The 15,936-nt window shown below is 41.4% G+C and carries 14 protein-coding genes; 8 read left to right on the forward strand and 6 right to left on the reverse strand.

Features of this window, described 5'->3' with window-relative positions; all coding sequences use genetic code 11:
* The first annotated feature begins 66 nt into the window (after positions 1 to 66).
* The 3 genes from CH352_RS13975 to CH352_RS13985 are packed head-to-tail and all read left to right on the forward strand — an operon-like array spanning position 67 to position 3,139.
* The gene (locus tag CH352_RS13975) at positions 67 to 1,341 is read left to right on the forward strand and encodes a KamA family radical SAM protein (protein ID WP_100707814.1); all 1,275 of its coding nucleotides are present in this window, start codon (positions 67 to 69) and stop codon (positions 1,339 to 1,341) included.
* Positions 1,338 to 2,465 carry a D-alanine--D-alanine ligase family protein gene (locus CH352_RS13980; RefSeq protein ID WP_100707682.1) on the forward strand — a complete coding sequence of 376 codons (1,128 nt, stop codon included), beginning with the start codon at positions 1,338 to 1,340 and terminating at the stop codon, positions 2,463 to 2,465. The genes CH352_RS13975 and CH352_RS13980 overlap by 4 nt, the downstream gene beginning before the upstream one ends.
* A complete protein-coding gene (locus CH352_RS13985) occupies positions 2,462 to 3,139 on the forward strand; it encodes an iron-containing redox enzyme family protein (RefSeq protein WP_100707681.1) in 678 nt (225 codons plus the stop codon). The genes CH352_RS13980 and CH352_RS13985 overlap by 4 nt, the downstream gene beginning before the upstream one ends.
* Here CH352_RS13985 and CH352_RS13990 read toward each other — a convergent pair.
* From CH352_RS13990 to bfr, 4 genes are all read right to left on the reverse strand, one after another.
* Complete coding sequence (locus CH352_RS13990) at positions 3,136 to 3,483, reverse strand: DCC1-like thiol-disulfide oxidoreductase family protein (protein ID WP_100707680.1); 348 nt, start codon at positions 3,481 to 3,483, stop codon at positions 3,136 to 3,138. The genes CH352_RS13985 and CH352_RS13990 overlap by 4 nt on opposite strands.
* Complete coding sequence (locus CH352_RS13995) at positions 3,483 to 4,661, reverse strand: acetylglutamate kinase (protein WP_100707679.1); 1,179 nt, start codon at positions 4,659 to 4,661, stop codon at positions 3,483 to 3,485. Before CH352_RS13995 ends, CH352_RS13990 begins: the two co-directional genes overlap by 1 nt.
* Before the next feature lie 18 nt (positions 4,662 to 4,679).
* Positions 4,680 to 5,846 (reverse strand): THUMP domain-containing class I SAM-dependent RNA methyltransferase, encoded by a 1,167-nt coding sequence (locus CH352_RS19270; protein WP_100707813.1) that lies wholly within the window; start codon positions 5,844 to 5,846, stop codon positions 4,680 to 4,682.
* Positions 5,847 to 6,905: 1,059 nt separating this feature from the next.
* A complete protein-coding gene (gene bfr / locus CH352_RS14005) occupies positions 6,906 to 7,373 on the reverse strand; it encodes a bacterioferritin (protein ID WP_100707678.1) in 468 nt (155 codons plus the stop codon).
* Positions 7,374 to 7,504: 131 nt separating this feature from the next.
* On the opposite strand from bfr, the gene CH352_RS14010 reads away from it, so the two are divergent.
* The 4 genes from CH352_RS14010 (at position 7,505) to CH352_RS14025 (ending at position 11,661) form a co-directional block, all read left to right on the forward strand.
* Positions 7,505 to 8,629, forward strand: coding sequence for a thiolase family protein (locus tag CH352_RS14010; RefSeq protein WP_100707677.1), 1,125 nt, complete (start codon positions 7,505 to 7,507; stop codon positions 8,627 to 8,629).
* On the forward strand, positions 8,630 to 9,652 hold the full coding sequence (locus CH352_RS14015; RefSeq protein ID WP_100707676.1) for a glycosyltransferase family 9 protein: 1,023 nt from the start codon (positions 8,630 to 8,632) through the stop codon (positions 9,650 to 9,652).
* Between the two features lie 2 nt (positions 9,653 to 9,654).
* Entirely contained in the window at positions 9,655 to 10,944 is a 1,290-nt protein-coding gene (locus CH352_RS14020; RefSeq protein ID WP_100707675.1) for an aminopeptidase P N-terminal domain-containing protein, read from the forward strand.
* A gap of 297 nt (positions 10,945 to 11,241) precedes the next feature.
* Positions 11,242 to 11,661, forward strand: a complete 420-nt coding sequence (locus tag CH352_RS14025; RefSeq protein WP_100707674.1) for a hypothetical protein — start codon at positions 11,242 to 11,244, stop codon at positions 11,659 to 11,661.
* Positions 11,662 to 11,733: 72 nt separating this feature from the next.
* Here CH352_RS14025 and CH352_RS14030 read toward each other — a convergent pair whose 3' ends face one another.
* Positions 11,734 to 12,912, reverse strand: a complete 1,179-nt coding sequence (locus tag CH352_RS14030) for a M20 metallopeptidase family protein (RefSeq protein ID WP_100707673.1) — start codon at positions 12,910 to 12,912, stop codon at positions 11,734 to 11,736.
* Positions 12,913 to 13,038: 126 nt separating this feature from the next.
* Between CH352_RS14030 and CH352_RS14035 the strand changes: the two genes are divergently transcribed.
* Positions 13,039 to 14,256, forward strand: coding sequence for a PQQ-dependent sugar dehydrogenase (locus CH352_RS14035; protein WP_100707672.1), 1,218 nt, complete (start codon positions 13,039 to 13,041; stop codon positions 14,254 to 14,256).
* Positions 14,257 to 14,270: 14 nt separating this feature from the next.
* On the opposite strand, the gene CH352_RS14040 is transcribed toward CH352_RS14035, so the two are convergent.
* Complete coding sequence (locus CH352_RS14040; RefSeq protein ID WP_100707671.1) at positions 14,271 to 15,845, reverse strand: FAD-dependent thymidylate synthase; 1,575 nt, start codon at positions 15,843 to 15,845, stop codon at positions 14,271 to 14,273.
* Between the last annotated feature and the right edge of the window lie 91 nt (positions 15,846 to 15,936).

Genomic DNA, 15,936 nt, shown 5'->3' on the forward strand with positions numbered 1-15,936 from the left:
GAGCATTCCTTTTTTCCTTCGCTTGATTTTCCCTGCGTGGGCATAAGGATGGGAAAAGAGTTCCGGATGGAGAGATTGGGGAAAAACCGGGGAATAGCGGATCTAGAGTCACCTGCAGATTCTAGAAAGAGTTTATATTCTTCTTTTGTCTGGACTGATTATAAGGCCCAGCTCCAAAGAAGGGTGAAGGCAGAAGACCTTCCAAAATATTTTCATTTAACCGAATCCGAAAAGATCGGGATCCAAGAAACCATCCGACTCAATGTAGGAACTACTCCTTATTATCTTTCTCTTTCCGATCCGGAAGATCCGAATTGTCCTATCCGAAAAATGATCGTCCCAAGAAGGGAAGAGTCCTTCTTTTCTCCGGAAGAAACATTAGATCCTTTGCATGAAGAAGATCTTTCTCCCGTTAAGGGACTCACTCATATGTATCCGGATAGAGTATTACTTTTTTCGAATCATGAATGTTCCGTGTATTGCAGGCATTGTATGAGAGGAAGAAAGGTTTCCGATTCAACTGAGCGAATGGAAACTGCGGATCTGGAATTATGTTTTGATTATATTCGAAATCATCCTGAAATTTCGGATGTGGTGATCTCGGGTGGAGATCCTCTTAATCTTTCCGATTCCAAAATAGATTGGATCTTAGAGAATTTGGAAAAGATCTCTCATGTAAAAATTTGCAGGTTAGGAACAAGAAATCCTGTTACTCTTCCTATGAGGATCACGACTGATCTATGCAAGATCGTTGAATCACATAATACGGATCGTTTATCCATTTTCTGTAATACTCAATTCAATCATGAAAAAGAATGCACTTCCGAGGCAAAAGAAGCGATACTTAAACTTCTGAAAGCTGGAGTGAGCGTTGGGAACCAATGTGTGATCCTAAAAGGGATCAATGACGATGAAGAAACAATGCTCAGACTCCATCGAAAACTTTTGGAACTTAGGATCCGCGCCTATTATATGTATGATCCGGAACTGATCCCTGGTTCTCGCGGTTTTAGGACTCCTCTTGCAAAAGGCATTCAAATTATTGAATATATGCGCGGAAAAGTTGCAGGTATGGGGATCCCGCAGTTTGTGAACGATCTTCCCGGCGGGGGTGGAAAGGTGAGCCTTGGGCCGAATTGGTATCTTGGATTTCACAAACCTTCTCGAAATCATGTGTTCCGATCCGCTGTGAGAGGGACTTATCATTTGAGCCCTGAACCTGTAGGCAGTGAATATGAGGAATTTTATCCTGAGATCAGTGAGGAAACTTGGTCGAAGTTACTACAGAATTCCTATTCCGCATTTAAAGGCCTTGGTCCTTTAGGAGAATCTGGAAAATGAATTCAGATTCTCCATCAGTTTTGATCGTTGCAGATATCCAGAATCCAAACTTGGACCTAAAGGACACACAAGAATGGGAAGATATGAGTTCTGTCCAAGAGATCAAACGTTGCTTGGAAGATCTGGGAGAGAAGGTAGAAGTCGTTGAATTTCCGTCGAAGTTACTACAAAAACTCTCTGATTATTCTAACTTAGAGCCACAAAATCGACCTGTCTTATTCCATTTGGTAGAAGGTTTCCGTTCTCGAAATAGGGAGGCTTTGCTTCCGGCGATCGCAGAATATTCAGGCTTTCCTCATACAGGTTCAGATGCGTATGCTCAGAATCTAAGTTTGGATAAACATCTTTCTAAATTGTTTTGTGTTTCTGCAGGTGTTCCTACCAGCCCTTGGACAATTTGGGAGAAGGGTTTTGTCGAAGTGACTACATCCTTCCAAAATGGAGCGCAGGATTCGAAGGGGTGGAATTCGGATTCCATATTCCGAGGTGCGCGATTTCCACTGCAATCTGAATTCCCAGTTTTCTTCAAACCTAGATTCGAAGGTTCCAGTCTAGGAGTCGGAGAAGAAAATCTGATCTCCGATTTGGCTGCTTTAAATCAATTCCTACAATCTAAATTCAACGAGTATTCCTCTTGGATCTGTGAATCTTATTTACCGGGAGAAGAATGGACACTTGCAGTTATAGGGTCGTCTGAGTCCGGATACAAGGCAAGTAAGGTCGCGAGGATTGGTTTGGAAAATTCTACTGAAACGATCTATGGAGAAATTACTAAAACGAAACTGAGTATGCCTGAAAAATTACATTTTGATTTGGATAAAGAGAGAACTGAATTTATCCAGAAATATTCATTAGAATTATGTAAATTACTCAAACCTTCCGGAGCGGTTCGTTTGGATTGGAAGGCGGATGCTCAGGGAAAGCCTATGTTCTTGGAATGGAATCTAACCCCAGGTTTATCTTCCTATTATAGCAGTTTTCCGATCTGTTATTCCCGAAGTTTCGGAACTTATTCGGATCTGATGAAAGAATTATTGGGAATCGCAAGAGAGGAATTTTTAAAAGAAAGGTTTCTCTATTCAAAACTAAAAAGAGAAAAACAAACGAGCGGGATCGACGGATGAAAACGTTTCGAGAAGAATTGATGGACCAGGTCAAATATCATCCTGTATTGACTGCAAATCTATGGTTGGAAGAAAAAGAAGAAAAAATGGAGCACTCGGACCTTCTTCTTTGGTTGAAACAGGAATATTTTGTGTCTGTGGAATTTGTGAACTGGTTCTTAAATACGGCGGCTCTTACCAATTTTGTGCCCTCTAAGATCGTGCTCGTACAAAATATTTGGGAAGAATTGGGAGAAGGAAAAGAAGAAGATTCACATGTTTCTATCCTTAGAAAATTCCTTTCAGAAATGGGGGAGACCGTTTCTGGAGAAGATATGCTACCTGAAACAGGTGCTTATTTGGATTTGATGAAAAGAATTACTACCACCGATTTTTATTCAGCATTAGGAGCGCTTGGGCCGGCGAATGAGTATCTTCTAAAATTGGAATATTCCAGAATGTATAAGTCTTATTTTGACCTAAAATCAAGAATTACTCTTCCGGAAGGGAAATTTTTCCAAGTGAATCTGGAAGCAGACGAATCTCATTCCGAAAAAATGTTTAAGCTGATAGAAGCCGTTGCAACAGACCCTGAAAAAATGCAAAAAGTAAGAGAAGGATCTAAACTCGCATTGGATGCACGTTTAGTATTTTATGAAGGTCTAAAAAAAGTAATGCCTCAGGTCTCTCTTTAGACCTTAGATCGGATCGATTTCAAAAGGCTCATAAAGAACATTCCGAGTAAAGGAATCAATGGCAAATAAAGAAGTGGAGAAACCCATCTCCATCCTTTTAAAGAATGAGAAAGTTTTCGGACCGCAAAGAAACCAGGGTATCTCATATTTCCGGAGATAAGCTGCACATTGCCTGCGACTAATTTAGGTTCTAAACTTGGATGTAGTTCTTTCAAATCTTGAGAAGATAGATCTCTGAAACTTACAAATTTTATGTCTTTGTCCAAAGACAGTCCGGATAATTTAGAAGCAAGGCCGGAACAAAAGTCGCAGTCCCCGTCATACAAAAAAACATTCTGTTCCATTAGGAATTGATCCGTTGTTTAGATTCCAGATCTTCCGGAAGGTTTCTTAAAAAATCGCAGACAGAAGGAATTTCTTTCTCTTGGACTCCGATCCAAAAATAGATCCAGATACCTTCTTTTTGGAGGCCGCTACATTCTTTTGCATACCATTTTGAGATTGTATTTTCCGCTCTGGCTCTCCAGAAAAGGACTGGAGCCTTTTTTAACATCTCATCCCAGATATCTCTTCCTACACCTTCTCCTCTTGCGATCTCATTCACCGCGAATTTGGAGAGAAATGTTCCCCAGGGAGTATTTTGAAGAAGCGCACATCCTTTGTATTCGGACTCTAAAACGATCCCTGAAAATTCCTTATTCCAAAAACCTTGTTTTAATCCTCTTCCGAAAGAATCTTCTATCAGCTCGTTCAATCGTTTATGATCTATCTTTTGAAAATCCGTATGGAATTCTATTCTATTCTTTTTTCTTAATAGAGTTCCGCTACCCTTGATAGTGAATAATTCTTTCAATAAACCGGGCGCAGAAGTGATTGCGATCTGAAGATTTGGGTCTCCCGTATATTCGAAAATTCTTTTACATTCTTTGAATAAGGACTCGTCTTCTTTTTGAAGAGTTTCGGACGATTCGAAATCTAAGATGGAGATCTTCTTATCTTCAGAAGTATGAAATCCACTTCTTGTTGTAAGAAGGATTAACTTTTTAGTTCTCAGCTCTTTGCATAAGTTGGAAAGATAAGGATAAATTTCCGATCCGCCTTGGTCTGTCACGAATACAGGGATCTTCTTTTCCTTTAAAGAAGAAAGAACCGACTCCAATGCTTGGCTTGGATTTCTGAACCATTTTGCTGGAAGGTTTCTGGAACCTGGAAGTTCTTGTCCTTCTTCCAACTGGTCTTTGATAGAATCCAGACTGATCTTGGAAGTAGGGGACCGATAGAATAAATTTGCGTAAGAGACGCCGTCCTTTTCCAGAACGACTACTGGGAATAGTTGTAACTTTTGTAATAATTTTAAGTTGTATAAGAATGCTTCCGCGGATTCGGTCAAGGTCTCTGAGCTAGCATGGATGACCGCGAATTTTTCAGGCTCCAAGGACTGGAATAGTTTCAGGAACTGAAAACTGTCCTTGGAGTTTTCTGTGACTTCTAAAAGTTTGAGTAGGATCTCCTGGTGATTCATCTCTCCCGGGAGTCTGGCTTAGTCGATCCGATAGGCAACTAATTTTCCTTTTAACTTAGCTATGGTGACGGATTGTTCTTTGTCAGACTTCAGTTTTAAGAAGCCCAAAAGGGAAGGATCTCCCGCTACCATTGCTACATAGGATCCGGAGAAATTCTTTTTCAGAGCTTCTCCCCAGCTAGAATAGAGTTCTGAAACGGATTCCTTATCTCCCAAACGGACTCCGTAAGGAGGATTGGTCACGATTTTCCCTTCTTTGAATCCGAGACTGGAATCCAGTTCTTCTGCGGAGGCAACCTTCCAGCGGATCAAGTCTGCGACTCCCGCTTCTTTTGCATTCTTCTTTGCTAGTTCGATAGCTTCTTCAGAGATATCGGAACCGAAGAGTAGGATTTCCTTAGAGTCCAATTCTTCTTTCGCTTTGCAAGGTCCAAAAAGTCTAGTGAAGATAGAAGATCTGGATAAACTTTTATAATTCACCCAACCGCCGTTTCTCATTCTGAGTGCGGCTTCTATTAATAGAGTTCCGGAACCGCAGAATGGATCGTATAACGCTTCTCCTGGTTTCCAACCTGAAAAACGGATTAATGCCTGGGCCAAGGTTTCTCTGAGCGGAGCTTCTCCACCTTCTCTTCCATGACCTCTTCTTTGTAAAGGTTGAGCGTGTAATGCCAGGAATAATTTTACCTGGTTCATTCTGGAACGAAGATAGAATAAAACCTCAGGTTCTTCACGATCGGCTTCCGGTAGTTCCAAACCTTGCGCTCTGAATCTATCAAATATCGCATCTTTTAAGCGGTACGTCGCGTAACGTGAGTCTTGCAGGCTGTCTTTTGTTGCAGCATCTATTCTGAACTTGGTGCCTGGAGAAAGTAATTTCTCAAAAGGGAACATTGCTGCGACTTCATATAGGTCGTCTGGCCCTTGTATATCTTGCCAAGACGACAATTCGAAGCTGATGCCGGAAGAAATTCCGGAACTCAGACAGAAGTCTCTGACTTTTTTAGAAGGTCCCTTAAAGAAAACTCCTCCTCTGTTGTCGGAGATAATTTCTAGGCCTGCTTCCTTAACTTCTTCTTTCAATAAGAATGCCAGGCCATCACCGCATGACGCATGATAGGTGAGCGCTTCCGGTCTATCGAATTCTGAAAGAGAAAGTTTTGCAGATTGCCAACCGGCACGAATGCCTTCTCTATAATTGTCCTCTTCGTAGGAATGTGTTGGACGTTCTGAACGAAATCCTTCTTTTCCTCTAGGGGAGAAGCGGCCTCTTTCGCCTTTGTCTGAGTCGCGAGAGAATGGTTTACGATCGCCGCGATCTGAGCTGCGTGGAAACGGTTTTCTTTCTCCGCGATCTGAATTACGGGAGAATGGTTTACGTTCGCCACGGTCAGAATTTTCTCCGTAGGAACTTCTACCTTCTCCTCTTCTTGTATTTCCGGAAAATGGCTTTCTTTCTCCGCGATCTGAGTCGCGAGAAAATGGTTTTCTGTCTCCACGGTCGGAGTCACGAGAGAACGGTTTTCTTTCTCCGCGATCTGAATTACGGGAGAATGGTTTACGATCTCCACGGTCAGAATTTTCTCCGTAGGAACTTCTACCTTCTCCTCTTCTTGTATTTCCGGAAAATGGTTTTCTTTCTCCGCGGTCTGAATCACGAGAGAATGGCTTTCTGTCTCCGCGATCTGAGTCGCGAGAAAATGGTTTTCTGTCTCCACGGTCGGAGTCACGAGAGAACGGTTTTCTGTCTCCGCGATCTGAATCACGAGCAAATGGCTTACGAGCCCTGCGGTCAGAATCTTCTCTGCCTGAATCTTTTTCACGATAAGGCTTTCTGTCATCGTCTGAAAATTTACGATTTCCGGAGCGAGCTGGAGGTTTACGATCATCACTTGAACGAAAAGGTTTGGAGTTGCCTCTTTCTTTTTTAAAATCAGAAGTTTCTCTATCTTCTCTTCTTTTATAAGGTCTTTCGGATCCTTCTTCTTTTCTTGCTCTGAAAGGTCTGTCTTTTGGTTTGTCAGAAGAATATCCTGACTTGGAGTTTCCGTCTTTGGAACGGTAAGGTTTTTCTGAATCGCTTCTTTCTTTAGAGCGATAAGGTTTACGATCTGAATCTCGATCTAACCCTGAGTTTTTTGAGCGAGTCGGTTTTGAAAAAGAAGAACCTGATTTAGCAGGCCCCTTCTTGCCATAGCCGGAAGAAGGGGATTTTTTAGGGGATGGTTTTTTGGAATTCAATGCTTAGGTGATTTGTTGGGCCAAATAATTTTGGACCCCAATGGTTTTGATGATCTCTAGCTGGGCCTCGAGCCAGTCGATATGCTCCTCCTCGGAGACGAGGATCTTCTCGAGCAATTCACGTGTGCCGTTGTCTTTGTTTTTAGTGGAAATTTCTATCCCACGATTCAAACGTTCTACGGCATTATACTCTACGTCTAAATCATTCTTTAGGATATTTTCGATGTCCTTGCCTACATTGATCTTCATGTATCTTTGCAGATCAGGAACACCGTCCAGGAAGAGGATACGCTCGATCACTTGGTCTGCGTGATTCATCTCTTCGATGGATTCCTTCTTCATGTAAGAAGCAAGTTTTTCGTAACCCCAGTTCTTGTTCAACTTAGCGTGGATGAAATACTGGTTGATCGCTGTGAGTTCGGCGGAGAGCACTTCCGCTAAGATTTCGAGGACTTCTTGGTTTCCTTTCACGTCGTTTCTCCTACCTCAGATCACTATAAACGAGAGTGCCTATTTTGAAAAGCGAGATTCAAAAAAAGGCAGAGTAGTTCTTTAAGTTTTTGACTTTGCTCGAAATCAGATGCGGGGAAATTTGTAGGAATATGACCTCGGCCTATGTGCTCGACTCTCATTTAAGCAAATTTGGCAAGACTGATTCCGACTATCAATCGCTTTCTTATGATACTGCGAATCATTTACTTAAGAAGAATCCAGGCTTTATTCCAGAGTTTCTAATCTTTGCATGTATGGCTCCTGAACGTTATACTGGGGAAATTTTTTTACCTGCAAAGATCAAAGAGGATCTGGGCCTTTCTTCCTTGTTCGCGATCCGTTCAGAGACTGCATCTTCCAGTGGGGCTTCTGCTCTTCATCTGGCCCGTTATCTTCTTCTATCAGGAAAATTTAAAAGAGGGATTGTGATCGGAACGGAGGTCATGAGCAGACTTCCGAGAGAAGAGAATAACCTGCTTTTAGGTTCCGTACTTTCTTCCCAACAAAGGAACCTGGCTATGTCCATGGCACAGGGCGGGGCGTTGACTGCCACCAGGTATTTAAGAGATTTTGGATATACTAGGAAGGAACTTTTTAGATTATCTAAGAAACTTCATGATAATGGTCTTGAAAATAAGATCGCGCATATTCAAAAAAACTTAAGTGAAGAGGAGTATTTCTCTTCTCCTATGTTCTCAAGTCCATTATGTTTATATGATATTTCTCCGTTATCGGACGGTTCTTGCGCGTTGCTCTTAGAAACTGATCCGGCAAGATTGAAGAAGGACCGTAAAAAAATCGAGATCACAGGTACTGGACATGGCTTAGGCCAGGTCAACGGGGTGCCAGGTGGACTTAGTTTTCCCGCATCCAAATCCGCATTCGAGCAGGCTTATTCAGAATCTGGTAAAAAATCTTCTGACATCCAAGTTGCTGAACTTCACGACGCATTTACGATTTTTGAGATTATTGCTGCAGAAGATGCGGGTTTATTTCCACAAGGAAAAGCTCTTGCGAATGTAGCAGAAGGGATCACCGACAAAAGAGGAAGACTTCCAATCAATCCTTCCGGAGGATTGAAAACGAGAGGCCATCCTGTAGGGGTTTCCGGGCTTGCCCAAGTAGCGGAACTTTGTGAATTTATGAACGGGAATGATGCGGACACTGCACTGAGTTTATCCATCGGTGGATTGGGTGTGAATAATTTTGCAACCATCTTAGAGGCCAAAAAATAAATGCCTGAAAATATTTTAGTCATCCAAACAGCATTCTTAGGAGATCTGATCTTAACTACTCCACTGTTTAGGGAGATCAAGAGAAGGTTTCCCGGTTCTAAAATGACTGTGGTCGTGAACAAGGGAACTGAATCCGTTTTGGAAGCGAATCCTTGGATAGATCGCATCATTCCTTTGGATAAAAAGCAGATCAAATCTTCCTTTTTTGGTTTTTGGAATTTCTGTAAAGAATTAAGAAAACATAATTTCTCTATTTGTATTTCTCCGCATTTTTCATTTCGTTCTTCCATCATTTCTTTTTTAATCGGAGCTAAGAGGAGGATCGGATATAAAACCGCAGGGTTCTCATTTTTACTGAATGAAAGAAAACCCAGAATATTGAGAGGTCCTCACGAGGTGGACAAACTTCTTTCTCTTATCTATTCAGAAGAAGAAAGAAAAAATATTTCCAGACAGCCTGAACTATTTTGGAAACCGGAATCCGTTATCGGTATCCAATCCGAAATGAAAAAGAACGGCTTAGAAAAAGGAAATTATATCCTGGTTTCTCCTTCTTCTGTTTGGGAAACGAAACGTTTGCCTGCGGATAAATTCAAAACTGTCAGTAAACTTCTTCATAGGAGAACCGGTCTGAAAGTCGTTTTAACCGGAGGCAAAGGAGACTTTAAACTTTGTGAAGAAGTGGGGGAAGGTTTCGGGATCAATCTCGCAGGTAAGACAAGTCTTCCCGAGATGAGTTATTTGATGAGCGGGGCCGCACTTCTTGTGACCAACGATTCTTCTCCCATTCATTTTGCTTCCGCATTTAATGTTCCGACTTTAGCGGCGTTCGGCGCTACGGTCCCTGCATTCGGTTATACTCCTCTCGCGAGTCGAGTTTTTATATCAGAGGTGAACGGCTTAGATTGTCGTCCTTGTGGTATACATGGGGGAAGGGTCTGTCCAAAAAAACATTTTCGTTGTATGTTGGAACAGGATACGGACAGAATGGTGGAAGAAGGAATTCGTCTAATAAAAGGATAATTATGGACCAAAACATTTTTAGAAAACGGATCCGAGAAGTTCAGAATCTTTTAAAAGAGTCGGAAGTCCTACTTCTATTTGCAGCTCCTCAAAAGATCCGTAATAGAGATGTGGAGTATAAGTTCAGACAGGACTCCGATTATTATTATCTAACAGGCATTGAGGAAGAAGACGGTATTTTGGTCTTACGTAGGGACTTCTCCTCTCATTTTGCACTTCCTAAAGATAAGGAAAAAGAAATTTGGACAGGCATTCGCCTCGGTAAAGAAGAGATCAAAAAAAGGTTAGAGTTGGATCAAAGTTTTGATTTGGGAGAATGGGATCATAAAATTTCTGATATTCTTACCAATCAGTTCACATTATATCATTTTTTCGGAAAGGACTCCAAAAGAGATTCTGAGTTGCTTGAGCTCATCAGTTCTTTGAACAGAAGATTGAGAGAAGGTAAATTCGGCCCTCAAAGATGGGAGATCCCGAACTTTCTTCATGAAATGAGAATGTACAAATCTCCGGAAGAGATCGAAAAATTAAAAGAGTCTTCCAGGATCACCGCTCTCGGTCACGAAAGATTATTTAGAGAGACCAAAGTTGGAATGTTCGAATTCGAATTAGAGTCCATTCTGGAATCTGAATATTTAAAACATGGTGCCTGGGGCGGAGGTTATGGTCATATAGTCGCTGCAGGAAAAAATGCAACCATTCTACATTATACAACGAATCGCGCGAAGATCGGCGAAAATGAACTTATCTTAGTGGATAGCGGAGCTGAGAAGGATTATTATACCGCAGACGTTACTCGTGTTTTCCCGTCCGGAAAAAAATTCACTTCAGAACAAAGAACAATTTACCAATTGGTTTTGGATGTGCAGAAGCAGGCAATCTTGGACACAAAACAAGGTGTGGAATTTAACGCAGTTCATGAGAAGACTGTTAAAAATTTAACTTCCGGTTTGATCGATTTAGGGCTGCTGAAGGGAAATCTTTCAGAGGTCATTGAAAAAGGAGAATATCGTAGATTTTATATGCATAGAACCGGTCACTATCTCGGAATGGATGTTCACGATGTGGGTCGTTATTTTGAGAATGGAAAAAGCATGCCTATGAAGAACGGGCTTGTTGTAACTGTCGAACCTGGATTGTATTTCGATCCCACGGATGAAACGATCCCTGCAGGATTCCGAGGGATCGGAGTTAGAATAGAGGATGATGTTCTTGTTAATGGAGACAATCCTGTAGTTTTAACTTCTATGATCGCAAAAGAAATAGACGAGATAGAGGCGATGAGAGCCTGAATTCGTAAAAGAGAAAGAAAATGCCGGTAATTTAGATTCCTATTACAGCGCATTAATCAGTTTTTTATAATATTCTTCGGAATATTGATTCCATCCATTTTTTTGTGAATTGTTAGTCTGTTGGTTTTGTGATTGATGGCAGGTTGGATTTCCTATTTACGTCTCCAAACTTTTCGTCTTAGTCGCTAATTTGGACCTAAGACGAACTAAATTCAAAAATTTTAATATATCTTTCATTTTTCATTTGATGATATACTTTCCTTATTGTTGATTCGACCCCGACATTCGGGAGAAAATATGGAAGAAGTTTTTAGAAAACAAATTTTAGAAAATAAAGGAATGATCCAAGTTGATTGGAGAATCCCCATGGAAATGGAGCCGATCTGGAGAGATGCGATAATCTATTTGGGAGAACCGAAGGAAATCCTACAATTCTTGATCTCTTCTTTTAGAGAAAGGAGACGAAAAGGTAAAATTCTAAGATTCGATTTTGAAAAAGTAAAAAATAGCGATTCCAGAAAAAGGATCAGGGTTTATGGCTCCGACTATTGGGAATCCATGGGTTATGCTAGGGAAAGGAATATTTCGACTAGTAGTTTTTTAAGTTCACTTTTAAGAATGGAGTGGATCTTAAGTTCAGGATTTCAGTCGTTTAGAAAAGAGAATCCAGAACTGAAAAAGGAAATTCTGAAAAACGAGGAGCCTTGGGGAGCCTGAGAAGTGGTGGGGGCCGGTTTTACTCCAATGTAGGAGTTCCAACGACTGGCTTCAGACTCTTATCGCAGGTCCTCAGTTACTTTCCAAATAAAGTCTGATTGCTTCCTTCATTACAGACAAACCGATCGGAAGGGAAGTCTCATCTATATCAAATTTTGAACTATGATGTGGATGCACAAAGCCCTTTTCTTCATTCATGGAACCCACGAAAAAATAACATCCCGGAACCTTCATCAAAAACGCAGAGAAGTCTTCTCCACCCATAGTTTTTGCATGTTCTTCTGTGACTGAATTTGGACCTAAAATATTCTCGGAAGCTTTCCGGACGATACTTGCCATTTCAGGATGATTGATTGTTGGAGCATTTGTTCTTTCATACTGGATGGTCGTCTTTGCACCAAAAGCGGAGGCAGTATTCTCTACGATTCTTTTAAATAACTCAGGGGCCTTATCGAACATTTCTTTCGTGAATGTTCGGATTGTACCTTTCAACTCTGCCGTTTCAGAAATTACATTGAATGCATGTCCCGCATGGAAAGCACCCACTGTGACCACACAGGAATCTAAAGGGTCAGTATTTCTGGATACGATACTTTGGAGAGAAGTAACTATATGAGAACCTACTAATATAGGATCCACTGTATGTTGCGGCATAGCTCCGTGACCGCTAATCCCTTGGACTGTGATCTGGAATTCATCTACTGCAGCCATCATCGGGCCATCTACTACTCCCACTTTTCCTACAGGGATATGATTCCATACGTGAAGAGCTAACGCTGCAGAAACATCGTATTTTTCTAATATTCCTTCTTCGATCATCCGATCTGCGCCTTGTCCGCCTTCTTCCGCCGGTTGGAATACCAACAAGACCCTTCCTTTTGGAATGATAGCACTTGGATTTTCTTTCAGATCTGACGCGAGTCCCATTAAAACGGAAGTATGGGCGTCATGACCACATGCATGCATGACTCCTTCGTAAGTAGAAGTATAATCCGTCTTGTTCTCTTCAAAGATAGGAAGTGCATCCATATCTGCTCTTACCAAAAGTGTTTTGCCCGGTTTTCCGGAGTCTATCAGACAAGCGATGCCTGTTTTTGCGATCCCGGATTGGAAAGTATAACCTAGAGACTCTAAATGTTTAGCGACGAAATCCGCTGTCCCTACTTCTTCGTATCTGAGTTCGGGATGTTTGTGAATGAATCTGCGGTATCGGACCAGTTCTTCGGTCCTCGTGGGGGATACTGTTTTCATGATCTGCTCAAGGATGGTTTACTCCGAAATCGGTTTTTAGTCCTTTCTTTTTTTATTTTTTTGAAATGCGAGAAGCCTGAGCTTTCAGCTTGTTTTCTATATTAGAAGGATCATAAATTAAATAAGATGGAACCGGCATCTAAAATCCAAAAGATCTGCATATATACGATCGTATCACTATCTATATTCTTGGCAGAATGTTCTAAACCGGGCGGTTCTCGTTTTCCATTTCTTCCTATATTATCCGGATGTAGTGAAGATCGAAATCCACCTTGTTTGAAACTTAATGAGATCGCTTCCGGATTAAATTCTCCTTTGTTTCTTGTATCTCCTTCCGGAGATGCAAGTCGGATCTTCATTTTAGAACAAGGTGGGAAGGTCAGTTTGATCAAAGATGGCTCTCTTCTTCCTTCTCCATTTTTAGATCTGGGAGCGGAAGGTTTAGATTTAATTGCTTTCTCAGGAGAAAGAGGCTTACTCGGGATTGCATTCCATCCAAATTATAATTCGAACGGAAGATTTTGGGTGAACTATACTCGCAAATCCGATGGAGATACGGTGGTTGCGGAATATTCCAGATCTTCCGGCGACCTTGATCTTGCAAATGCTGCTTCAGGTTCCATCCTATTTACGGTAGACCAACCATTCAGTAATCATAATGGAGGAATGATGGCTTTCGATACTGGAGGTTATCTTCTGGTAGGAATGGGTGATGGAGGCGGGGCAGGGGATCCGAATAACGAGGCACAAAATCTGGAATCTTCTCTTGGTAAAATTTTAAGAATAGATATAGATAATTATCCGACTCCTGTTCCTGGGAATAGACCTGCGACTGGATTAGAAAATCCTCATATTTGGGATTGGGGTGTTCGAAATCCTTGGAGATTCAGTTTGGATCGGGGAACAGGAGATCTATACATTGCAGACGTAGGACAAAACAATTTCGAAGAATTGAATATAGAGCCAGCGAATACTGGAATGAAAAATTACGGGTGGAGACTCACAGAAGGAAATCATTGTTATGATCCTTCTTTTGGATGTACTATATCTGGGATCAGCTTTCCGAAATTAGAATACGATCATTTTATAGGAAGTTCTATCACAGGCGGTTATGTGTATAGAGGCTCGAACTTTCCTGCATTAAACGGAAGATACTTTTACGGCGACTTTATTGCAAAAAGGATCTGGTCTATTCTTTGGGACGGAACCGAAGTTACCGACCCGTTAGAACATACTTCCGAAATGGGATTTTCATCCAATGTATCTTCCTTCGGGGAAGATGCGAACGGAGAAATCTACGTTGTAGATTACGGCGGAAAAATTTTCAGAATAGAAACTAGATAAAACTTTCCGAAAGACTAAAGAGTCCTGTCATACTCATCCAATTCTCTTTTCCAAACTTGGGTTCCGCAATAATGATCCCCTTCAGGGCAATAAGGTTTGATATCACCTTGCAAGCGGATCCAACAAGGAGCTTTAATCCATTTTGCGATCTCAGGTTGGACCTTAGTTAAATCTACAAGTTCGTTGATCGAAGCCTGGAAAATTTCTTCCTGAGCGTTATAACAGGTTCTTGCTCTCCACTTATGATGAAGATTTAGTAGATCCCCACTTTCATAAAAACGGACCGGGAATGCATTCGGAAGAAGGTAAGAAGCGTGTTCAGGGCTTCCTCCCGCTTCAATAAAACGGTTCAGGCTCTTGAAGATTCCGTCCATTCTTCTTCTATAAGTTTCTTCTAATTGAGGATATTTTAATACAACTTTAGGAACGATGTAGTCGGGCATTCCGGTATACTGGCTCATAAGCACAGGACGGGAGCCTGGTACCATTCTATGTCTTTGATCTTGGCTGTCTGCAGAATGGGAGATCCTCTTTTTGAAAGAATAATGTACATTGAACATTGCTCTGGAAAGGGGACTCAAAGTAGTTTCGTTCAGAGTAGAAGTCAGATGTTTGTTCTTAGAAGGATCCATTACGAGTCGGATCGCTTCTTCATCGTTCAGAGAAGTTTTAGATAAACCTAAAACTGCACGAACAGAAGAAGCCAAAACTTCCGGACCGTTAGAAGAATAGGAAACTAGTCTTGAATAACGGTTATCCATATCCTCATCGAATTCTCTTACGAAATTTTTAGCCGCTTCCGGTCTGTATTCGAATAAGTTGTCTTGGTAGAAATCTTTGAAAAATTTATACTCCGCAGTTTCTTCCAGAGGGATCGGATCATCCATTTCTTCCACATAAAGCGGATCGATCTCTTTTACTTTTTCGATCATCTCTTCCACAACCAAGCGTTGTTCTTCCGGAACATCGAAAGAATTCATCAAACGATGATATCTATGTAGAGTGAGTCCATTGACGGAATGATATAAATAAGTATATGTTCCCAAAGGAAGAAGATAACGTGCCACTTCCAGGCACTTCTTCTTGATCGGTTGCTGCCATTTTTCCGGATAATTTGCTCTGGCTTTGTATACGAGGAAATATTCGTCTTGGATGAATGGATGCAGTAGTTCAACAAATTCGAAGTACGCGTTAGACGCAGATTCTACTGCTTCCAAATAAAGTTCCTTCTGCTTTCCTGAAAGAGTAGGTGGGATATAATAATTTTCCTTTTTCACTTCTACATATCTTTGGCTCACCTGCTCGGAGTTATAATATGGATGAGAATGTAGAAAAGACCAAACGAACTGGCGGGATACCTTGTCCAGCGTGAATATAAAATGAGGATGTTGTCTAGTGGTGAGGTGACCCGCCTTCTTCGTAGATTTGGCCACCTTGTCCCTGATCTCCAGGGATTTTTCCGTGCGGACCATATCTTCTGGAAGAAGGATCCCTTTAGAAGAATAGCAGGTTCTCGCAGACGCTATGGCTAGATTGAAAGGTTCTGTGGTCGCGTCCAAAAGTTGGACGATTGGTTTCTGGTGTTCCATGGGATCTGCTACTCCGGAAAACTAAAATGGTATTATGTCGGTAAGCGAAAAGCAAGAAATGTAGGAACTCCGACAAAAACCGTTTGGAAAA

The organism is Leptospira hartskeerlii (assembly GCF_002811475.1).
GTDB classification, from domain to species: Bacteria; Spirochaetota; Leptospiria; order Leptospirales; family Leptospiraceae; genus Leptospira_B; species Leptospira_B hartskeerlii.